Source organism: Bacillus sp. A1, assembly GCF_042296235.1.
Taxonomy (GTDB): Bacteria; Bacillota; Bacilli; order Bacillales; family Bacillaceae; genus Bacillus; species Bacillus velezensis.
The window spans coordinates 2,167,891-2,188,538 of record NZ_CP141181.1 but is presented as its reverse complement, the minus strand read 5'-3'; the positions used below and the strand labels follow the sequence as shown (position 1 = coordinate 2,188,538).

General features: G+C 40.0%; 25 protein-coding genes and 2 pseudogenes. 19 read left to right on the top strand and 8 right to left on the bottom strand.

Annotation, left to right across the window (positions count from 1 at the left end; genetic code table 11):
* Positions 1-93: 93 nt before the first annotated feature.
* The 3 genes from U2H13_RS10610 to U2H13_RS10600 are packed head-to-tail and all read left to right on the top strand — an operon-like array spanning position 94 to position 2,015.
* A complete protein-coding gene (locus tag U2H13_RS10610) occupies positions 94-888 on the top strand; it encodes a thymidylate synthase (protein ID WP_003153622.1) in 795 nt (264 codons plus the stop codon).
* The gene (locus tag U2H13_RS10605; protein WP_095060730.1) at positions 885-1,370 is read left to right on the top strand and encodes a dihydrofolate reductase; all 486 of its coding nucleotides are present in this window, start codon (positions 885-887) and stop codon (positions 1,368-1,370) included. The genes U2H13_RS10610 and U2H13_RS10605 overlap by 4 nt, the downstream gene beginning before the upstream one ends.
* A 21-nt stretch (positions 1,371-1,391) precedes the next feature.
* Positions 1,392-2,015 (top strand): lysophospholipid acyltransferase family protein, encoded by a 624-nt coding sequence (locus tag U2H13_RS10600; protein ID WP_017418002.1) that lies wholly within the window; start codon positions 1,392-1,394, stop codon positions 2,013-2,015.
* A gap of 41 nt (positions 2,016-2,056) precedes the next feature.
* Here the strand turns inward: U2H13_RS10600 and U2H13_RS10595 are convergent, their stop codons facing one another.
* Both U2H13_RS10595 and U2H13_RS10590 read right to left on the bottom strand, forming a co-directional pair.
* Positions 2,057-2,695, bottom strand: coding sequence for a hemolysin III family protein (locus U2H13_RS10595; protein ID WP_003153625.1), 639 nt, complete (start codon positions 2,693-2,695; stop codon positions 2,057-2,059).
* Positions 2,696-2,711: 16 nt separating this feature from the next.
* Complete coding sequence (locus U2H13_RS10590; protein WP_061862300.1) at positions 2,712-3,704, bottom strand: sigma-54 dependent transcriptional regulator; 993 nt, start codon at positions 3,702-3,704, stop codon at positions 2,712-2,714.
* 184 nt (positions 3,705-3,888) lie between these two features.
* Between U2H13_RS10590 and ilvA the strand changes: the two genes are divergently transcribed.
* The 5 genes from ilvA (at position 3,889) to U2H13_RS10565 (ending at position 7,588) form a co-directional block, all read left to right on the top strand.
* Positions 3,889-5,157, top strand: coding sequence for a threonine ammonia-lyase IlvA (gene ilvA, locus U2H13_RS10585; RefSeq protein WP_376700452.1), 1,269 nt, complete (start codon positions 3,889-3,891; stop codon positions 5,155-5,157).
* Between the two features lie 92 nt (positions 5,158-5,249).
* On the top strand, positions 5,250-5,501 hold the full coding sequence (locus U2H13_RS10580; protein ID WP_094247854.1) for a DUF2535 family protein: 252 nt from the start codon (positions 5,250-5,252) through the stop codon (positions 5,499-5,501).
* Positions 5,502-5,599: 98 nt separating this feature from the next.
* Complete coding sequence (locus U2H13_RS10575) at positions 5,600-6,181, top strand: SCO family protein (protein ID WP_025649778.1); 582 nt, start codon at positions 5,600-5,602, stop codon at positions 6,179-6,181.
* Positions 6,182-6,259: 78 nt separating this feature from the next.
* Positions 6,260-7,015, top strand: a complete 756-nt coding sequence (locus tag U2H13_RS10570; protein WP_007409534.1) for an SGNH/GDSL hydrolase family protein — start codon at positions 6,260-6,262, stop codon at positions 7,013-7,015.
* 9 nt (positions 7,016-7,024) lie between these two features.
* Positions 7,025-7,588 carry a YpmS family protein gene (locus U2H13_RS10565; protein ID WP_017417998.1) on the top strand — a complete coding sequence of 188 codons (564 nt, stop codon included), beginning with the start codon at positions 7,025-7,027 and terminating at the stop codon, positions 7,586-7,588.
* 50 nt (positions 7,589-7,638) lie between these two features.
* Here the strand turns inward: U2H13_RS10565 and U2H13_RS10560 are convergent, their stop codons facing one another.
* Positions 7,639-8,064 (bottom strand): MarR family transcriptional regulator, encoded by a 426-nt coding sequence (locus U2H13_RS10560; RefSeq protein ID WP_003153639.1) that lies wholly within the window; start codon positions 8,062-8,064, stop codon positions 7,639-7,641.
* Between the two features lie 128 nt (positions 8,065-8,192).
* Between U2H13_RS10560 and msrA the strand changes: the two genes are divergently transcribed.
* Together msrA and msrB are read left to right on the top strand one after the other, a co-directional pair.
* Positions 8,193-8,726 (top strand): peptide-methionine (S)-S-oxide reductase MsrA, encoded by a 534-nt coding sequence (gene msrA, locus U2H13_RS10555; protein WP_003153641.1) that lies wholly within the window; start codon positions 8,193-8,195, stop codon positions 8,724-8,726.
* Between the two features lies 1 nt (position 8,727).
* Entirely contained in the window at positions 8,728-9,162 is a 435-nt protein-coding gene (gene msrB / locus U2H13_RS10550) for a peptide-methionine (R)-S-oxide reductase MsrB (protein ID WP_007409536.1), read from the top strand.
* Positions 9,163-9,202: 40 nt separating this feature from the next.
* On the opposite strand, the pseudogene U2H13_RS10545 reads toward msrB, so the two are convergent.
* Together U2H13_RS10545 and U2H13_RS10540 are read right to left on the bottom strand one after the other, a co-directional pair.
* A pseudogene (locus tag U2H13_RS10545) lies at positions 9,203-9,823 on the bottom strand (polysaccharide biosynthesis protein); the annotation flags it as partial.
* Positions 9,799-11,483 (bottom strand): annotated as a pseudogene (locus U2H13_RS10540) (recombinase family protein). The pseudogenes U2H13_RS10545 and U2H13_RS10540, both read right to left, overlap by 25 nt.
* 729 nt (positions 11,484-12,212) lie before the next feature.
* On the opposite strand from U2H13_RS10540, the gene U2H13_RS10535 reads away from it, so the two are divergent.
* Both U2H13_RS10535 and U2H13_RS10530 read left to right on the top strand, forming a co-directional pair.
* On the top strand, positions 12,213-12,845 hold the full coding sequence (locus U2H13_RS10535) for a hypothetical protein (protein ID WP_050569603.1): 633 nt from the start codon (positions 12,213-12,215) through the stop codon (positions 12,843-12,845).
* A gap of 23 nt (positions 12,846-12,868) precedes the next feature.
* Positions 12,869-13,189, top strand: a complete 321-nt coding sequence (locus tag U2H13_RS10530; RefSeq protein ID WP_021493967.1) for a hypothetical protein — start codon at positions 12,869-12,871, stop codon at positions 13,187-13,189.
* Positions 13,190-13,323: 134 nt separating this feature from the next.
* Here U2H13_RS10530 and U2H13_RS10525 read toward each other — a convergent pair whose 3' ends face one another.
* The gene (locus U2H13_RS10525; protein WP_109567024.1) at positions 13,324-14,289 is read right to left on the bottom strand and encodes a thermonuclease family protein; all 966 of its coding nucleotides are present in this window, start codon (positions 14,287-14,289) and stop codon (positions 13,324-13,326) included.
* Positions 14,290-14,549: 260 nt separating this feature from the next.
* Here U2H13_RS10525 and U2H13_RS10520 point away from each other — a divergent pair, with 260 nt between their 5' ends.
* From U2H13_RS10520 to U2H13_RS10500, 5 genes are all read left to right on the top strand, one after another.
* Positions 14,550-14,984, top strand: a complete 435-nt coding sequence (locus tag U2H13_RS10520; protein WP_110124793.1) for an SMI1/KNR4 family protein — start codon at positions 14,550-14,552, stop codon at positions 14,982-14,984.
* 36 nt (positions 14,985-15,020) lie between these two features.
* Positions 15,021-16,784 carry a T7SS effector LXG polymorphic toxin gene (locus U2H13_RS10515; protein ID WP_110124209.1) on the top strand — a complete coding sequence of 588 codons (1,764 nt, stop codon included), beginning with the start codon at positions 15,021-15,023 and terminating at the stop codon, positions 16,782-16,784.
* A 15-nt stretch (positions 16,785-16,799) separates the two neighbouring features.
* The gene (locus U2H13_RS10510) at positions 16,800-17,261 is read left to right on the top strand and encodes an SMI1/KNR4 family protein (protein ID WP_021493964.1); all 462 of its coding nucleotides are present in this window, start codon (positions 16,800-16,802) and stop codon (positions 17,259-17,261) included.
* Between the two features lie 91 nt (positions 17,262-17,352).
* Entirely contained in the window at positions 17,353-17,811 is a 459-nt protein-coding gene (locus tag U2H13_RS10505; RefSeq protein ID WP_109567022.1) for a YrhA family protein, read from the top strand.
* Positions 17,812-17,866: 55 nt separating this feature from the next.
* Positions 17,867-18,463: an SMI1/KNR4 family protein gene (locus U2H13_RS10500; RefSeq protein WP_103526828.1), complete on the top strand. Its 597-nt coding sequence runs from the start codon at positions 17,867-17,869 to the stop codon at positions 18,461-18,463.
* A 77-nt stretch (positions 18,464-18,540) separates the two neighbouring features.
* Here U2H13_RS10500 and U2H13_RS10495 read toward each other — a convergent pair whose 3' ends face one another.
* Both U2H13_RS10495 and U2H13_RS10490 read right to left on the bottom strand, forming a co-directional pair.
* Positions 18,541-18,786, bottom strand: a complete 246-nt coding sequence (locus U2H13_RS10495) for a hypothetical protein (protein ID WP_021493961.1) — start codon at positions 18,784-18,786, stop codon at positions 18,541-18,543.
* Positions 18,787-18,877: 91 nt separating this feature from the next.
* Positions 18,878-19,717: an SMI1/KNR4 family protein gene (locus U2H13_RS10490; protein ID WP_021493960.1), complete on the bottom strand. Its 840-nt coding sequence runs from the start codon at positions 19,715-19,717 to the stop codon at positions 18,878-18,880.
* Positions 19,718-19,871: 154 nt separating this feature from the next.
* On the opposite strand from U2H13_RS10490, the gene U2H13_RS10485 reads away from it, so the two are divergent.
* Together U2H13_RS10485 and U2H13_RS10480 are read left to right on the top strand one after the other, a co-directional pair.
* The gene (locus U2H13_RS10485; RefSeq protein WP_021493959.1) at positions 19,872-20,309 is read left to right on the top strand and encodes a hypothetical protein; all 438 of its coding nucleotides are present in this window, start codon (positions 19,872-19,874) and stop codon (positions 20,307-20,309) included.
* 93 nt (positions 20,310-20,402) lie between these two features.
* The gene (locus U2H13_RS10480) at positions 20,403-20,606 is read left to right on the top strand and encodes a helix-turn-helix transcriptional regulator (RefSeq protein ID WP_021493958.1); all 204 of its coding nucleotides are present in this window, start codon (positions 20,403-20,405) and stop codon (positions 20,604-20,606) included.
* Positions 20,607-20,648 lie beyond the last annotated feature (42 nt).

The window sequence follows — 20,648 nt, the reverse complement described above, 5'->3', positions numbered from 1 at the left end:
GAAGAAATAAAAAAATCATTTCTGAGAAATTTTGCAGAAATGATTTTTTATTGTGTTACACTACTAAAAGACTACTTTAAAAGGATGAAAAAAATGAAACAATATAAAGATTTGTGCCGTCATGTGTTAGAAAACGGAGAAAAAAAAGGAGACCGTACGGGAACGGGTACGATCAGCACGTTCGGCTACCAAATGCGGTTTAATCTTCAGGAAGGTTTCCCGATGCTTACGACGAAAAAGCTCCATTTTAAATCCATCGCGCATGAGCTGCTTTGGTTTTTAAAAGGAGATACGAATGTCCGCTACCTTCAGGAAAACGGAGTCCGCATCTGGAACGAATGGGCGGATGAAAACGGAGAACTCGGACCGGTTTACGGTTCTCAATGGCGTTCATGGCGCGGAGCGGACGGCGAGACCATTGATCAAATCTCCCGGCTGATTCACGACATCAAGACAAACCCGAATTCCAGACGTTTAATCGTCAGCGCTTGGAATGTCGGCGAAATTGATCATATGGCGCTTCCGCCTTGCCACTGCCTGTTTCAGTTTTATGTCGCGGACGGAAAACTGTCGTGTCAGCTTTATCAGCGCTCAGCGGATGTCTTTCTCGGTGTGCCGTTTAATATTGCGTCTTATGCGCTTTTAACAATGATGATCGCGCATGTGACGGGACTTGAACCGGGTGAGTTTGTTCATACATTCGGAGACGTCCACATTTACCAAAACCATGTGGAGCAGGTGAATTTGCAGCTGACAAGGGATGTCCGTCCGCTGCCGAAACTGCGGTTTGCGCGAAATGTTGATTCTATTTTTGATTTTACGTTTGAAGACTTTATCATTGAGGATTATGACCCGCATCCGCACATCAAAGGAGCTGTCAGCGTATGATTTCGTTTATTTTTGCGATGGATGAAAACCGGCTGATCGGAAATGATAACGATCTGCCTTGGCACCTTCCCGATGATCTCGCATATTTCAAAAAAGTGACGACGGGTCACACCATTGTAATGGGGCGGAAAACGTTTGAATCAATCGGACGCCCGCTTCCGAACCGGCGTAACATCGTTGTAACCTCACGGGACGAATCTTTATTCCCGGGCTGTATTACCGCCGACTCGGCTGAGGAAGTGCTCAAGCTGATCCCGGCCGATGAAGAATGCTTTGTGATCGGCGGCGCCCAGCTGTACAGTGCGCTCTTTCCTTATGCGGACAGACTCTACATGACAAAAATTCACCATGTCTTTGAAGGAGACCGTTTTTTTCCGGAATTTAATGAAGCTGAATGGGAATTGACATCCCGCAAACAGGGAGTAAAAGATGAAAAAAACCCTTACGATTATGAGTACCTTGTATACGAGAAAAAGAATTGAGTTTAAGCAGGGGGACAAGAATTGATTCGTTACGGCTGCCTTGTGATGTACGTTGTATTTATGTTCATGAAAAATATTCAAGAATATATCAATCAAAAAGAGCTTGACCCGCGACTTTCTTTTCAAAAACAGATGAGGCTGGTGTATGAGCGGCCGAAAGCCTTTATGAGAGGCTGCATTGACGTGTCGGGATCGGCAATCGGCATTCATCATGATCAGCCGATACCGGACGGCCCCGTATTGTATGTGCATCCCAGATTGCGCCCGGCTGATCTTCTTCTGCTTGCGGGACATCTTGAAGAGCCGGCTGGTTTTATCGCTGGCGAGAAAGCTTTCCGGATGCCGTTTCTCGGAAATTGGCTGCGGCTGATGGGTGTCATTTGTGACGGAGACAGCCAGGATGCCGTGTTTCAGGAGGCGGAAGTCCGTCTGCAAAAAGGGCAAAGTCTGATTCTGTCCGAAGACGGCAAAATCAATCCGGAGGAACTGGCCCTTCGTTTCGATCTCCCGATTGTGCCTGTCAGCACTTCGGGAACAGACCAGCTGCTGCGGGGCAGATTACTGAAACGGCTGAAACCGGCTGACATTGAATTACATATAAAGCCTGCTTATTATCCGGCCGGTCAGAAACGGCTCCGTGCATAAAAAAAGCACAGTCTCTATACGAGAGGCTGTGCTTTTTTATTTCAGATAAAGGGAACTTTGACGCAATAAAATAAAATACAGAAAAACATCGAGGCGCTGCCGCCTAAAACAAAACTGTGCCAAATGGCGTGATGATACGGAACCTTTCTCCAAATATAAAATATTGTGCCGGCGGAATATAATAAGCCGCCGAATAGAAGAAGGCCGAAACCGGGGCCTGACAGCGAAGCGTACAGCGGTTTAATGGCGATGATGATCAGCCAGCCCATCATTAAATAGACAAGCGTTGAAAAAATGATAAACCGCTTTACGAAAAAGATTTTAAACACGATGCCTCCGATGGCAAGCGACCAAACAATAATTAAAAGGGTCAGGCCGAGCGCCCCTTTAAGGGGTCCTAATAAAAATGGCGTATATGTTCCGGCTATTAATACGTATATCGCGGAATGATCCACAATCTCAAGAATGTCTTTCGTTTTTTTATGCTGAATGCTGTGCAAAAGAGTCGAGCTGAGATACAGCAGCAGCATTGAAGCACCGAAGATTGAAAAGCTGACGATGTCTGTCGGCGAGCCGTATTTCACCGCGAAGATAATGAGAAAAATAAGCGCCGGAATCGACAGCAATACACCGATTCCGTGTGTGACGGCATTTGCGATTTCTTCTTTTATTGTGAACAATCAAATGTCCTCCTTTTTAAAGGATTTGTTTTTGCAGTGACTGCAAAAAGCTCAACCCTTCTAATGTAATTTTTGTTCCTGCGCGTCCTCGGCCTTTTGTCACATAGTTCATCTTTTCTAAGTAATCAAGCCTGTTTCTGACCTGCTGGGGCGATAATGTCATTGTGCTGTTTTCGCTTAATTCGGATATGCTCCGTCTGCTGGCGGGTTCGCCCTTTGTATTTAAGTCTTTAATTGATTCCAAAATAAACAAAAACTCTTCTTTCTCCATCAATGTCAGCCGTTTTTCTTTTTTCTTAGCTGTTTTCGCTTTCTGGCTGTTTTTGATATACGGCGGGACATCATCGGGATAAATCGTGCTGCCGGATGCTGCCGCGGCCATATAGTACGCCGCATTTTGAAGTTCTCTGATGTTGCCGTTAAAGGTGTGCCGCTCAAACAGCGGATAAACGGACGGATCGATATGAACATGCTGCCCCGTGGCTGTCAGCATATGCTGCAGAAGAAGCGGTATATCGCTTTTTCGTTCAGATAAAGCAGGGAGCGGAAGGCATAACACGTGAAGCCTGTAAAATAAATCTTGGCTGAACGTATTTTCCGCGCCGGTATCGCCAAGATCCGCCGTGCTGCTTGCAATGATGCGGGCGGAAAGCCCGGCGTCCAGCTCGGAAAGAAGGCGGGCCTGTACCGAGAGCGGCATGTCTCCGATTTCATATAAGAATAATGTTCCGCGGCGGGCCCTGTTTAATGCGCCTTCAGCGCCGAACAGTTCATACTCGAGCCGCTCTTCGCTTTGGCTGCAGTGAACGGTAATAAATAGTTCGCTGTTTCTGCGGGATTTATGGTGGATCGCTCTGGCCATTTGTTTTTTTCCGGTTCCGACTTCACCTGTTATGAAGACCGGCAAATCAGATAAGGCAAATTGCGAGGCCAATCGTTTCGCTTGTGAAAAGGTGTGATGTTCGCCGGCTAGTTGATAAAAAGGATCAGTTTGTTCAATTACACTCATGAATTGGCTCCTTTTGGTTCTAATTGGTTTAAGTATAACACGTTTGTGCGATCGAAAATATCTTTTTCTCTTGTATCGGTTTATTTATTTTTATTTACGAAATTAAAATAATTATCTTATTGTTTGAATATTCATGTTATAATGGCATATTAAATAGGGATTTAAATAAGAAAGGACTCTGTAAATGAAACCGTTGCTTAAAGAAGACTCTCTCATCCAGGTAAAAGACATTTTAAAAGCGCACCAAAACGTAAAGGACGTTGTGATCCATACGCCTTTGCAGAGGAATGACAGACTTTCTGAGAGGTATGGCTGCAATATCTATTTGAAAAGAGAAGACCTGCAGGTGGTCAGATCATTTAAGCTCAGAGGGGCTTATAATAAAATGAGGCAGCTCTCAAAAGAGCAGACTGAAAACGGAATTGTATGCGCAAGTGCGGGAAACCATGCGCAGGGGGTTGCGTTTTCATGCAAACACCTCGGCATTCACGGCAAGATTTTTATGCCGTCAACCACACCGAGACAGAAAGTATCCCAAGTGGAACTGTTCGGAAAAGAATTTGTTGAAATCATATTGACGGGTGACACTTTCGATGATGCGTATAAGAGTTCTGCGGAATGCTGTGAAAAAGAAAACCGCACGTTTATCCATCCGTTTGACGATCCCGATGTCATGGCCGGACAGGGAACGGCTGCCATCGAAATTTTAAATGACATTGACGTTGAACCGCATTTTCTTTTTGCAAGCGTAGGGGGAGGAGGACTCCTGTCCGGGCTCGGCACGTACATGAAAAACATCTCGCCGGATACAAAAATCATAGCGGTAGAGCCGAAGGGCGCAGCCTCCTATTTTGAATCGAAAAAAGCCGGACAAGTGGTTGAACTTGAGAAAATTGATAAATTTGTCGATGGGGCGGCCGTAAAAAAAATCGGCGCCGAAACCTTTCAAACGCTCGAAACCGTTGTCGATGACGTTGTGCTTGTCCAGGAAGGAAAAGTGTGCAGCACGATTCTCGAATTATATAATCAATGCGCCATCGTAGCGGAGCCGGCGGGTGCATTGTCCGTATCAGCACTTGATCTGTACAAGGAAGAGATTAAAGGAAAAAACGTCATCTGCATGGTCAGCGGAGGGAATAACGACATCGGCAGAATGCAGGAGATGAAGGAGCGCTCGATGATTTATGAGGGGCTGCAGCATTATTTTATCGTTAATTTCCCGCAAAGGGCGGGAGCGCTTCGCGAATACCTTGATGAAGTGCTCGGGCCTGATGATGACATCACCCGGTTTGAATACACGAAAAAAAATAACAAAAGCAGCGGCCCCGCATTGGTCGGCATTGAGCTTAAGCATCGGGAAGATTACGGCGCGCTCATTGCCCGGATGAATCAAAAAGGATTTCATTACGTAGAGGTGAATAAAGATCAGGATCTGTTCCACCTGTTAATCTGACTTTTTTTAGAACGGCCGCGCAAAATGACAGACACGCTTTCTCAGATTGTATATAATAAAAAGAAAACAATCGAAAAAGAAGGATTGATATCTTGTTACTCAAAAGCCTAGAGTTCAAACGACAGGACGGGATTCAGGTAAAAGTGACAGAAATACCGGTTGTCACGGAAGGTGAACATTATTTTTTTCAAATTCATCAGCACCTTGAGCTTTATTTGAGAGAAGTTTTTGCTTCACAAAGTGTGAGAACAGTGTATTCATTCCGACAATATGTCAAGCGCCGTATGAAGTGGAAAGATTATGAGGCCGTTTTCATCCAAGAGATTTTAAAACATAACGCATAACGGTGCACATTCCTTAGCGCCTTCCTTTTGATAAGGGAGGGTGCGGGAATTTTTTTATGATGAATGCTGTAAGCGTTTTATCCATGGGAGGAATGGAAATGAAAAAAATGAAAATCTTCGCTGCCGTCTTTTGTTTGCTGCTCTTGTGCGCCTGCGGGGGAAAAACGATAAAAGACCCGCTGAACTATCAGATTGAACCGTTTTCATATCAAAACCAAGACGGAAAAACAGTGTCACTGAAAAGCCTGAAGGGGCATGTCTGGATTGCCGATTTTATGTTTACAAACTGTAATTCAGTCTGTCCGCCGATGACGGCTCACATGACCGAACTGCAAAAAAAACTGAAGGCTGAGAACCTGGACGTGCGGATTGTGTCGTTCAGTGTAGATCCTGAAAATGATACGCCGAAACAGCTGAAAGCATTTGCTTCCAAATATCCGCTTTCGCTTCGTAACTGGGATTTTCTGACCGGTTACAGCCAAAAGGACATTGAAGATTTTGCGCTGAACAGCTTTAAATCAATCGTCAAAAAGCCGGAGGGAGAGGACCAGGTCATACATAAAACCTCTTTTTATTTAGTCGGACCTGACGGGAAGGTGCTTAAAGATTATGACGGCGTGCAGAAAGTTCCGTATGATGATATCCTGTCAGATGTCAAAGCTGCTGAGGAGCTCAAGTAAACTGGCAGATTAGACATTTTCAAATCTGAAAAAACATGTTACACTTTCCACTAGTAAGACGGGGAAGGAGCAACCAGATTGAAGCTGCGAATGTTCTCATTGATCGCCGGACTGGCTTTGCTTTTATCAGCATGTTCTGTCCAGCGCACCGGTTCTGACACTGAAGAACCGAAAACGAAAGATCATATTGTCATAGCTGCGGTCGGTGATTCATTGACTGAAGGAGTAGGAGATCCTGACGGTTCAGGATACGTCGGCAGGGCAGCGGAGTCTCTTAAGAAAAAGGGACATGTGAAAACGGTAGATATTAAAAATTATGCGGTGCAGGGGGACAAAACGTCGGACCTGCTGGAAAAGCTTGATAATAAAAAAGTTCAGAAATCATTAAAGAGCGCCGACTATATCTTTTTTACCATCGGCGGCAATGACTTAATGAAGGTGCTCCGCCAGAATATGATGCAGCTGACGGTTCAGCCGTTCCAAAAGGAAGAGAAACCTTTTGAAAAACGATTCAAGGCGATCGTTTCAAAAATCCGCAAATATAATGAAAACGCAGAGCTGGTGTATGTCAGCATGTATAACCCATTCACGTTTACGCTGCCTGAATTAAAAGAAATTAATGGGGTTGTAACGGATTGGAACAAGATCGCCGCAAAAGAGCTGGAAAAAGATCCCCACGCCGCCGCGGTGAATGTTGAAGACTTGTTCAGTCAAAAAAGCGGCAGCAGACGGATTTCAAAGGATGATGATTTTCATCCGAACGCAAAAGGGTATGCACTTATCGCCGATCGATTGTACGGCATCATTGAAAAACAAGGGTTACCAGCAGAATAGGGTGAAATGATGAAAAAGTGGAAATCGCTGTTTTTTGTTCTTCTCGCACTCAATGTGATTGCCGCCGCGGTAATTGTGACATTATTGGTTATGCCGGGAGAGCAGGCGAAAATACAAGATCAGACAAAAAGTGAGTACGGCTTTCATATCACGAGCTCGAAAGAATCTCTTGCCAGGTTTGTGAATGCGTACTTAAAAGAGAAGGCATCGAATCAGCTTGACTACAAAGTGGACATCAATAACGATGTGCACGTGGCAGGTAAAATCAAAGCATTCTCAACCTCCATTAATGCGGTCGTCACTTTTGAACCGTCCGTACAGGAGAACGGAGATGTGATTTTGAAAGTGACGAAATTTTCATTAGGCGAATTAAGCCTGCCGATCAGCTTTGTGCTGAATTATATGGACAGCTTTTATGAACTCCCGTCATTTGTGCACGTTCATTCCGGGGATAAAAGCATCGAGATCCGTCTGTCAGAAATGCCTTTAGACAACGGCATGTATGTAAAAGCGGATAAAATCAATCTCGACACGGATGAAATTGAATTTTCCTATTATCACCCGAAACAATAAGTTTTCATAAAAAAACACAGATCCTTTCAGGGATTTGTGTTTTTTTCGTGTCAGCGTTTTTTGTCTAGCTTGCTGAACAGTTTGATTAACGTTGCAAGCTCTTCATCAGAGTAGCAGTCAAACCGTTTAAAAAAGTATTCTGTTTTTTTCTGGTTGAAATGATCGACAATTTTCTCCCCGGCTTCCGTAATATGGATTCTGATAATTCGCCTGTCCTCTTTAGAACGGATGCGGGTGATCCATTCCTTTTCTACTAAAGCATCGGTCACTGCGGTAATGTGGCTTGCGGAGACCTCAAGAATGGGGGCGAATTCCGTTACTTTTTTAGGCCCTTGTTCACTGAGAATCCGCAAAATGGTGAATTCGTTCCTGGACAGCTCTTTATCTAGAATTTCATTAACTTCATTTCTGATTTGTTTAAACACTTTTCGAAGCAAAGCTTCCATATCATACATCATTTGTGTCCTTACTTTCAAATCATGAACCTCCAATATGTAGTCAGCGTGGCATTCGTTCAGCTTCCCCTGAAAGCAGAATTATTTTTATTCTGTTTATACATGCTATAATATAATAATACCACGTATGAACAAAGGAGGGCACCCGTATGTCAGAAAAAAAAGAAATCGCCACATTTGCAGGCGGCTGTTTTTGGTGCATGGTGAAGCCGTTTGACGAACAGCCCGGAATTGAAAAGGTGGTGTCCGGCTATACAGGAGGCCATACTGAGAATCCGACTTACGAAGAAGTGTGCAGTGAAACGACCGGACACAGAGAAGCCGTTCAAATCACATTCCAACCTGACATTTATCCGTATGAAAAGCTTGTCGAGCTGTTTTGGCAGCAGATCGACCCGACTGATGCAGGCGGCCAGTTTGCAGACCGCGGAAGTTCATATCGGGCGGCGATATATTACCATAATGATGAACAAAAACAAATCGCTGAAGCCTCAAAAAAACAGCTTGAAGAAAGCGGCATATTTAAAAAGCCGATCGTGACAGACATTTTAAAGGCTGAGCCTTTTTATGAAGCGGAAGGCTATCATCAGCACTTTTATAAGAAAAATCCTGATCATTACGGGCGCTACCGTGTAGGTTCCGGACGTCAAGGCTTTCTGGATGAGCATTGGAGGGACAGATAAGATGGCTTTTAATAAAGAAGAAAAAATCAAATCATTAAACCGCATGCAATATGAAGTCACGCAAAATAACGGAACGGAGCCGCCGTTTCAAAATGAATTCTGGGATCACAAAGAAGAGGGGCTGTATGTTGATATCGTATCGGGAAAGCCCTTGTTTACTTCTCTGGATAAATTCGATTCTCATTGCGGCTGGCCCAGTTTTACAAAACCGATTGAAGAAGAAGAGGTTGACGAAAAACTGGACACAAGCCACGGGATGATCCGGACGGAAGTGAGAAGCAAAACAGCTGATTCCCACTTAGGCCACGTATTTAATGACGGTCCGGGGCCAAGCGGTCTCCGTTATTGCATTAACTCTGCGGCACTCCGGTTTATTCCGAAAGACAAGCTGAAGGAAGAGGGCTATGAAGCCTGTCTGCATTTATTTGAAAAATAGAGCTCAGCAATGAGGCCTGCCTATCAGACAGGCCTTTTTTCTATGTTTTTTTTTCTTCATGTAATCGTTCAATAATCTTTACGATTGTGTCTTTTGTGATGAGCGGCGCCTGATCGGATTGATATCTGGGGAGATTGACCTTCCGAAATTCCGGATGTTTGGCGGGTTCCGGCAATATTGCGTACAGATTGCCCCATTCATATAAAGATTCCGTCTCATGAGGAGAGGTCAGTTCTTCATGAAGCTTCTCACCGGGGCGTTTTCCCACTTCAACAGCGGCGGGGCGCGGCAGTCCGTGCCGGAACGCATATTCTTCAAACCCGTGAAGCAGTTCTTCGAGCCTCAGGGACTCCATTTTAAAAATAAACGTTTCTCCGCCCTTTGTGATCGCCGCAGATTGCAGGGTGAGCGTTGCGGCGTCATCAATCGACATAAAAAACCTCGTCATGTTTTTATCCGTAATGGTGAGCGGGCCGCCTGCCATCAACTGCTCAAATAAAATAGGAATAACGGAACCGCGTGAACCGAGCACATTGCCGAAGCGGACCGAACAAAACACCGTACCGCGGTTTTGAACATGATGATTTGCCTGATGAAACAGCTTCTCGGACAACAATTTCGTAGCTCCCATTGTGTTTACCGGGGAAACGGCTTTATCGGTTTTTTAAGATATTTACTGCATTTTGAGGGACTATCAGTGACGGTGAGGTCGAAAACGAAAAATTAAACCTCAGGATAGGGGTAATTTCAAACTGAGCCGGGATTGGCCCTCTTCTTTTTTGTGTCATCGTAACGATAACATCTTTAAAGACCATTCTTAATAGCGCGTTCTTTTTCTCTGTGCTTGTTTCAATGTGATATTGATCAATTATCTTATTTATGTTGTTTCTGACTGTATTACTGTCTATTTCTGATTTCGCTTCTTGGGTTCCATTGAGCTCATGCTTGGCAATCTGGAGTTCTTTAAATTCTTCATCTAAAACAGCTTTTCTTTTCAAAAAAAGTTCATCAGTGTAAATGCCGCTCTCATATTTTTCAAAGATAAAATTCTCTTTGTTTTTTAACTCTTGTTCTTTTTGTGAGAGATGTTCAGACATTTGCTTCTTTGTTTTCACATTACTATTTACGTCTTCGTATTTAGAAATCATTGAAATGATATGTTTTGTTAAAGTCTTATTATCTAAGTTGCTTAAAGAAGAGAGGTAATCCAGAATGGCATTTTCAACATCGTTATATCTCACATAAGTGCATTTATTCTTTTTGCAAGTGAGTGATTTAACGTGATACACACTTTTCGTGCCGTTTTTGTTTTCTCGCGTTCTCCTAGTTTCGTATTTAGATAATGGTTCACCGCACTTAGAACAAGTGCATACGCCTGCCAATTCACTTAATTCCAATGCATTTTTATTAGGCAGCAGGGGGACTTTGTTTGCAATTTTCTCTTGTGATTGTTGAAATTGTTCTTGATCTATTATAGGGACATGTGCATACGATACTACAATTTGTTCCTTTTCAGGTCTAATTGTTCGTTTACCGTCTTTTGTTTTTTCTCTAACCTTATATTTAACAGTTCCGATATACGCTTCGTTTTGCAGAATTGCTTTAATTGTGTATTGATTCCAGCGCTTTTTTCCTGATGGAGTCGGTATTTGTAATTTTGTTAAGTGAGAAGCAATCGCTGTATAACTATAATCTTTTCCATTCAACCCATTTAAAAAGATGTTAAAGATGAGTTGAACGACTTTTGCTTTTTCTTCGACTGGGACTAGTTTGGATGTTTTTTTGTTTAACCGGTATCCATAAGGCGCTAGTCCGGAAATCCATTTCCCTTGTGCCGCATATGTGTATTTAGCGCCTGTCATACGCTCTCTGGTCATTTCAAATTCTTCTCTGGCCATAAACAATTCAAAACGAATTTGACGCATGTCTGCAGGATTTCGAGGGTCATAAACTTTATATGGTGTAATGATAATCAATCGCTTGCTTTGAAGAAGGTTAACAATTTGTCCCGCATCGCTGTAGCTCCCGCGGCTGAGTCTTGTTATTTCTTTAACAGCAATTGCCTGGTACTTGCCTTCCTCGAGGTCTTTAAGACATTCTTTAAAAACAGGGCGGCCCTCAATGCTTTCTCCTGACCCGATTTCCATTTTTAATTCATAGGGGATTTCAATCGACTTCAGTATTTTATTCATGAGTTCATTTTGTTCTGTTAGCGTATCTTCGCCTGTTCTTTTTTCCCGCTCCATATCCTGACGAGAGCGTCTGAGATAACCCAAAATATTTGTAATGTTGTAAGAATGAACGATGTTTTTTAACTCCAAAAAAACAGCACCTCCTCTTTATTGTATTTACTGTAAAAACAGAAGTATTCATACAGTATTCTGTCTGACATTGAATACGAAAATAACGTAATATATTGTAAGGATTGTATTGTTTGAATATTTATTCTAATCGTATTCATTTTTTAATTAAACGCCGTCTGTAATTAATAGGGTTTTTATTTTGTTCATGTAATCCTCATATGGCAGCGCTTATGAGCAACTATAACTTGAACACTAAATAAAATAATGGTTTTATCCATAAACAAAGAACTTAAAACGGTGGGGGAAATATCAAAGGAACTTAATATCCCAGACTGGGGTATTCTGAATCTATTTAAGGCAAAAAAAGTGGACAAGCTTTCTTACTCTGAATTGTCAAAGAGGAGGAGAGCAAAAGACTTTGATCTGCTATACGATCTGATTTCAACAAAAAAATGAGCCTAAAGAAATTGGCCGGAAATATAATTATTCGCCTCCCTATATCCGTCAAGTTTTTAAGGATCAAAGAATTGAGCACTTGGCGTTTAAAAATCAGAATAAGAATTAAAGAAATTAACGGATACGTTAATTCTAAAAACATCTAAGACTGTTTTTGAGAACAGTCTTTTTTGTGTAGTAAAAATATCTTAAATTGTGAATGAATATTTGATCACCGTAGTGATTTCTGAACAGTTTCAAATGTAGGGCTGCCTTACCTTTTTTAAACGAATATAATAAAAACAGGAAAAAATGTTAGTATTTTATGGTATTGTGGTCAATGTGTTGAACAATAAAATTAGGGATAAAGGAGAGTTCAAATTGAAAAGTCTATTTGCTAAAATTCTTTTGATGTTGCTTGCAGCCGTTATAGCCATCCCTACTGTTGGAGCTTCGGCCTCAGAAGTGCAAAAAGCGAGTGTTTCTAAACAGGACGTGCAATTTACTTATAATCCTACCGAGCTTCAAAAACTAGCTAAAGAATACTCAGTCCCGTCAGTAAAAGAAAAAGGCATTTTAGATGCTGCTGAAGAATTAAAAGGTCTCGAAAATGGTAACTCACAAGATCAAATGAGTACTATGGGAGCTAAAAGCGCCGCAGCTAAAGAAGCGATTAAGGTTATTAGAGGACTAGCGAATAATGCTTGGGCAAAAGACATTTTAGGTACAATGTTTGGAAAGTCCACGGTAAACAAGATTATTAAAAACACAAACAAAATTTGTAAGGTTCTCGAAGATATAACCGGGGCTCCTAAAGAGGTTGCTGCTATGGCAAGAAAACAAATTCCACCAGCTATTAAAGGTGCAGTTGGCGCAGGAGTTGCTGAAACAATTGGCATGGCAGTAGAATATATCATCCTTGCTGCAGATTATCTTGTTCTTTAAATACTAAAATTAAAGGTGATAACATGACTGGAAATCGTTTTGTAGACTGGTGTAACGAAAATAACCTAAATTCTGAAGACGAAACTTTTCTCGTCCAGTTGTCAGGTGCATTTTGTAATTATGAAAATGATAAAGCGAAAGAAATGAATAAACAACTATTCATTAACCGATACGGTGAAGAGCTTGGAATTAGCTCCATTAAAGGAGATAATCGATCAGAATATGAAGAAATTATTCGTACTTATGAAAAGAATAATTACAAACAGAACGAAATTAATATAGATGAACTGCTGCAGGCATTATTTGAGACAGAGATGATGTTATCTTTAAAAGAAAAGTTTTGATAAAATCCTAATTGATGTATCATAGGGGTTTAATCAGCCACTATAGGCCACAGAGTCCCTCACACGCTCTGTGGTTTTTTGTTTAGATGAATGTATTCGAATAAAAAAAGAAGCCTCAGAGGGCTTCAAAATAATTAATTCTTCTCACATGCAAAGTTGTCATTATCCCGATCCATTTTAGATGTATAAGCAGGGTGAGTGCTTGGTACGCCATGCGGATATTTCTTTCTCAGCTCTGTGCAGTTTGCAAAGTGTTCTATTCCTCCGGCAGAAGGGGAGGCTTGTGCAGAGTTAGAAGAGCTGCTTGATGCTGAACTGCTTGAGTTCGATTTATGTGTCTCGGATTGGTGTGTTGCAACTGACTTTTGAGCCGGCTTAGATACACTTACTGATTTCTTCGGTTTCGTTACGCAGCCATTAAATCCTTTATCAGTCGCATATCCATGCTTACTCCAAATCTTCAAGTCTTTATCTTTCGCAGCTTGCTCATCTTTCTTATACGTGTCTAAATACTTCGTGTTTGGCTCATATACATAAGCTACTCGTGCTAATCCTTCTTTAAGCAGTGTTTCTTGTACTGATTTGCCGTCTGCATAAACGTAAGCCAGCATTCTGCCATACTTGTCTGTGCGATCTCCTTTATCAAACTCCAGTTGAAGTTTTCCCTTGTTAACCAGCTGTTTGTTTCTTGCTGAAGCATCCTCACCATATGGATGTACGCAAGAGTTTGGGCTCTTAGTTTTAGGCGTGTCAACAAGTAAATAACGAACAGTTTTGACTTCGCCTTTATAGTTAACTTTAATTGTATTCCCATCAACTGTTCTGTTAAGTGTTACATCGACCAGCTTTTTCTTTTTGTCAGACGCCTTTTTATCCGACGAATCCTTCTTTGAAGCATTTTCGGCTTTTTCATTGTTGTCATTATTGCTTTTGTCGTTTGATTGAGTGTCTGCCTTTGTCTCTTTTGCATCCTTTTCTTCTTGCTGCGTTGTTTTAGATTTATCTGAATCTGTTTTATCTGTAGAAGCAGAATCAGATCCACACGCAGCCAAAGAAAAGCTTAGAGATAATGCGCCAATACCTAACAGCCATTTCTTCAATGTAATTCCCCCAATTTGTTTGTTCTGTCTCTATATCGGACAAACCTTCCTAATTATAAATATAAAACCAAAGATTGTAAATTAGGTTTCTCATTTTAAGACACTCAAATACAGTTTTGTGGTAGAATTTAGCGGTCTAAACATTAGAGGAGGGTTTTTATATGGCAGAAGGGAAGTTAATTCACATGACTCTTAATGGAATAAAGGATGCTGTTTCTAAATACGGAACTTTTCCTATGTTCCAACATGGGGGACATGTCATGGAAGATGCTGCTTTTCAATTCAGAGATCCGGCCAGTCCTCAAGAAATTAACAGTTTAGAAAAAAAGCTAGGGGTAACTTTGCCTAATGATTATAAAGAGTTCCTATTCAGTCACAATGGAATGGAAATGTTTAATGGTGTTGAACTTCTCAGCACTGAAGGGATAATTGAATTTAATGAAGTTCAAGACTTCCCTAAGGGATATGTCCTAATTGGGTATCATTATGATGGCAGGTATGTTGTTGACACAAACAAATCAAATAAGGGATTAGGATATATGATGTATCTAGATTCAATTGATGACATTGAAGATGCGGTATATTTAGACTCTAACTTTGAGATATGGTTTGACATGTTGGTAGCATCAAATGGAACTAAATACTGGGAAGTGAAGCCGGAAATTCAAGGGTATTATAAATATGTCTCAGAATAGAAAGTTTAGATAAGATCAAGTGGAAAGGAGACGTAAATGAAAGTATTTGAAGCAGCCTCGTTCATTTCAGCCGCAGAAAAGCGGGCAAAAGAATATGATCAGATTAGAGAACAATTTATCAATCTCAGAAAAGCGTTTCAGGGAATGGCTGACTTAGACGACAGTGAGTTTTCAGGCAAAGGCGCAGAAAATATTAAAGCATTCTTTCAAGATCACGCCGGTGTCACAGACAGCTGGCTTGATCTGATCGATATGAAAATTGCTTTTCTTAACAGTATTTCTGGAAAAGTAGCTGTTGCCGGATTGGCCGATTCGTTTGTGGAAGAGTCTTTTTTAGAACACGAGCTGATTCATGCGAAGAATAAATCAAAAGCCATCATGCAGGAGCAACGGAATGAACTGAGGGATATTCTTAATGAGATAAGCGATATCATTCATCTTGATGTTTTCTCGACAGAGGACGTCGATCAAAAGCTGGACTCAGCAGACAAGAAACGAGACAATACCATACACAAGCTCGGAAAGCTCGATTACGATCTAACGAAAGAATACGCAGAAACCGAAGCGAATGAGCATTTCATCCAAGCTGACTTTCAACAGCTTCAAAATGCTACAGGCAAAGGGAAAAATGCAACACCACTCCACTATAACGCTAAGGCGTACAGAGAAAGCGACATACATAAGAAAAAAGGCGATATTGAAAAACGTACTGAAGCTTATTTGACGATTAAGAAGAAGGAAGAAAAAGAGCGAGAGATTGAAAAACTGAAAGAAAGACTAAAGAATTATGATTATGCAGATGCCGATGAATTCTATTCAATGGCCAAAACAATTGGGTATGAAAATCTGACAGCAGAACAACAAAGATATTTCACACAGATTGAAAACACACGTGAGCTAATGGCTGGAGCCAAAGGTACTGTTACAGCTCTTTATGATATGACAGCTGAAACATTAGACTATATGGCACACAATCATCCTGTCGACATGCTTATTAATTCTGCAGTTGCAGTTTATCACTATGATTCCACGCTTAATTCAATTAAAGATGCAATAATAACCTCCTATATTAGAGACGTAAAGAACGGAGACGCAGAATCAACGGCTCATTGGATTACATGTGCAGCAGTCAACATCTTCGCTTTAAAAGGTGCTGGTTCAGTTGCTAAAATAGGAGTGAAAACAGCTGGAAAAGCTGCAGTCAAAAAAGTGTCTAAAAAACTTGATGAAACTCCTGATCCACTAACAGCAATTAAACCGTTTGTCATGCGAGAAGATGTTGTTGTAGCAGGTGGTGTGCCGTATAATGTCATCAATGGTGTGAGCGCAAAAGACAGGCTGCTTCAGCTTGCTAAAAAATTAGATGAAACAAGAAAGCCATTTACTGGTCAGAAAGTAAATGTCCCTTGGTTAAATAAAGAAAAGTATGGTGCTTATGAGGTTAAGGGCAAGGTGAGAGTAAAAGGAAATATCAAAGATGTAAGCCGAAGAGTTTATACAATGAAAGATATCGATATTAATCAAAAAGATCGTAAAGGTCGAACAAATCTTGAATTAATGAAAGACGGTAAGGCACCTCAAGCCAAAGACGGCACAAAAATCAATTTGCACCATTTAATTCAGGAGGAACCTGGAAATATGGTTGAAATTCCAAACAGTTTACACACAAAATATAGTGAGGTCATACATAAACTTAAAACTGATGGAGAGGGTTTTAGAAATAATCCAGAATTGAAAGTTCAATATGAATATTTTAGAGCGAGATATTGGAAATGGAGAGCCACTCAATATACAGAGTAAAAGAGGTTGGGAAAAATGGAACTATACACGCAAGTGGAACAGTTTTTAAATGATAATGCAAAAGAAAGAGATTTCACAGGAGGAATTGGAGAAGACAAAATATCTAAAATAGAACAAGATCTTAAAGTGAAACTTCCGGAGAGCTATAAATGGTTTCTGCGGAACTATGGTTCTGGGGGAGTTTATGGAATTGATATTCTAGGTTATGATTTTGGAGGCCCATCAGTTGTTGAATATACCAACGAGTATCAAGAACACTATAACTTAACCGAAGGTCTTGTTGTAATAGAGGATGTTGATTACTTTGCATATTGTCTAGATACCAACAAGATGAAAAATAAAGAATGTCCTGTATTTACGTGGGATAGAGTAATTGGTTACCAAGAAGTCGTTTCGGATAATTTCATTGAATTTTTCTTTGATAAGCTCCAAAGAATGAAAGAAAACTGGGAAGAAGATGAAGACTGGGACGATTAAGCAAAAGTAATGCAATTGATGATAATTTCTTGCTAAGGGACTTTTCTTCGATTACGAGTTTGGCGTAGTAATAAAAATTAGGAGCAGTTTTATGTGGGTAAATTTATTAGAGAAAACTCGAAAAACTGAAGCGAAGTATGGAGATGAATTAAATTCTCCTGTTACAGACAAAGAATTAAGCAATTTTAATGAAGTAGTATTAGGCAAGTTCCCTATAAATGAAATTCCTTCAGGATATAAAAAATTTCTTCAAACCGTTAACGGATTAGATTTTAATGGCTTGGTAATCTATGGGCTGGATAAAGTATTTTTAGAAGAAGAAAATGATGAAGAAGTTTATGGTTTTATTGAAACAAATGAACAATGGCACGAAAATGACGAACCGAAAAAATACCTGTTTTTTGGTGATTCAGATACAGCTTGGTATTGCTTGGATGTGATTGAGAATGAATATTTGGAGCTTGATAAACCCTCTGGAACGTTGATGAACAAATTTGATGATTTTAACACCATGCTAGCTGATGCATTGAAAGTTAGCTTAGACAACTAAACAAAAGTATTGCAATTGTTCATTGCTAAAGATGTGCAATGCGGAGGGGGTTAATATGAGCTTCACTAAGATCAAACAAAAGTTGAAAGAGTTTTCAATTGATGCAAAAACAGATCCCAGCATTAATACAAATGAACAACTCAAAGAGATTGAAATGAACATAGGCGATCAATTACCTTTAGATTATAAGGACTTTTTGAAGAAATATGGAGGCTGTTATTTAGAAAGTAAAAAAACAACAGATGAAGTTGAGTACGACGTTTGCTACAAACCTATAGAGAAAGATCCTTGGATGGGTAAGGACGATGATACACAATTGTTAGAGAATTTTTATGGTTTAGCAAACGATCATAACAGTCTTCAGAAAGCAATCGATACATATTCTGATCGTTTTCCTAGAAATATTATTCCTATCGCAAGCTCCGCAGGCGGGAATGAAATCTGCATGGATATCGATAATGAAAAGATATTGTTTTGGGATCATGAATTAAGTCACCCCGATAAAGACTTTTTCCTTATTGCCAACTCTTTTGAAGAGTTTATCCTAAGATTAGTAGATGAACCAATTGAAACTGATGATAATGACAGTGATGTGGAAATTGAGATTTTAGACAATGACTTTGGAAAATTGCTCTTTGGTAAGGACAACTAAATCTTATTTTTTTTAAAAGCCCCTTAAAGTAATGCAAAGGTGTGGATATGAGTATTGATATGTTAATCAAAAAAATTTCAAACGGGGGCATTAGCTAAATCCGAATAATAAGGATCTTCTATTACATCTGAATAGTCTTCATAGTTTTTTTCTTCATAGCCAGCTTCATCATCTGAAATATCAGCAGTGGGGGTATGTACCATGTCTGGACTATGATTTTCTTTGCTGTTTGTTGTGTGTGCTTCTGCAAAGTTAGGAAGAACGAATGAGGTAAATAGAAGCAGTGGCAGAACAAGACTCATAATTCTTGTTAAATTTTTCATATCTCTCCTCTTTCTGTTAGTATTTTCTTCAATTAACATCTAAATATATTTTTAGGAAGAAACAAACAGAAAGGGGGTAAAAAGTAAAAAATTAAAGAAAATCTTTGATTTGTGTCAAAATATTGTCCACATCTTCATTCTTTTGTTCGCTTAAGTTGGCTATAATTTCTTCAATACGGTTTTTAAAAATTGTTGTTTTAATATGGTTATCATACGTTGTAGCTATTGTCATTAGCAAATCTGCTAGCTCAAAAGCTTGTTCTTCGTTTAAGATATATGATGACTCTTTAATCTGATTTATGACCCATTCTAGGTCATTTGTGTCTTTTATGGGGTAGTATGCCACCTTATAAATATCCAAAGGGTTCTTTTCTTTTAATATTGTTGCAACCTCTTTACTTGTTATTGACTCAGAATTACTCAATGAGGCATTTTGAATTTCTGAGCCTTCATTGTTAGCTATTTCAGTGTCCATATCGTAATGATGCGTATACAGTTTTGACAAAAATTCATCAAACGATTTTGCTAATTTGAAATCCTGATCAATCTCCACATCGAAGTAGTGAATTGAAGGGTTTGAGTTTGTTTCTCGATAATCCATTGCTACCCAAGTATGTCCGTCTCCATGGATAAGGAGCACATTTTCAGGTAAATCCCATTCCTTTATTAGGTATGAACTGTCTAGTATCCCTGGGTCTTCACCTAGCCCTAGTAGGTAATCAAACTCAATGTGATCTTCTGCCCATGAATTTTGAACAGTTGTGGGGAATGCATTATAATTTATCATCCCTCCATTTTGTTCAAGTATAAGCATCTTGTACGACTCAGGTAGAATGATATTTAACCTGTTCTCGGTATGTTTGATCATCTCTTCAGTTACACTATCAAGTTTATAAGGATCTTCCTCAGTTGCTTCCCAAAAATTACGCACTGTTTTTCCTCCTTAAAAGCAATACCGCAGTATAGTTCGCATAGCTATATATGTTTTTCGACATTAAAGTAGATATACCTGTAATATTGCGAAAAAATTATAATGGGAAACCACCTCCCGATGTAGTATTATTTGGAATAAGGGGGAGAGGAAAATGAAAAAGTTAATCGTTCTGACCTTAATTTGTATTGGTTTTATATTGAGTTTTAACACACCAAGTGCTGAGGCGAAGCTTACATTAGACTACAAAAACGTGAATTTTCACATGAGTGAGGATTCAGAGAGTTTTTCAATGGCAGATTATTTTGATCGGACTTATGATCGCACTTGGCTCTTCTACAAATTCACAATTAGCAATGCTGAGGGGTGTACTCTAAATATGAAAATCAGTAGGATAACTCTTGCTGGCTGGGTATTCCCACGTAGTGAAAAGCAGTTTGTAGGGAACTATGCCGACTATACTGCTGCAGATCGAGTAGAGGGAGATGCAAATCGTAATCATGTGTTAGAGATTACAAAGAATCCAGGCTGCGGAGATGTGTGGATTAAAGGTATTTATGGATTTGAACATGAAGATTCATTTGATTGGTAAGCTTAATACATAGTCAAGGTATATCCTTGACCTTTTTTATGCATATGGTGATAATTTAAAGTGATCATACATAATGAATGTGGGGTAGTTAAATTGATTAAATCAAATTTAAAGCCGATATTAGACGAAAAGAATATCAGTATTCGAAAGCTGTCCAATGATATTGATCATGGTTTTAACACAGTCAGGAAGCTGTATCATGACGAAATGGAGCGGTACCCAAGGGATCTGTTGGACAAAGTCTGTACATATTTAGACATTGAGCTGCATGAGCTGTTGATTTACAAAAAAGATTAAAAAGATATTGATCACTTAAAATGATCATGGTATACTAAAGTT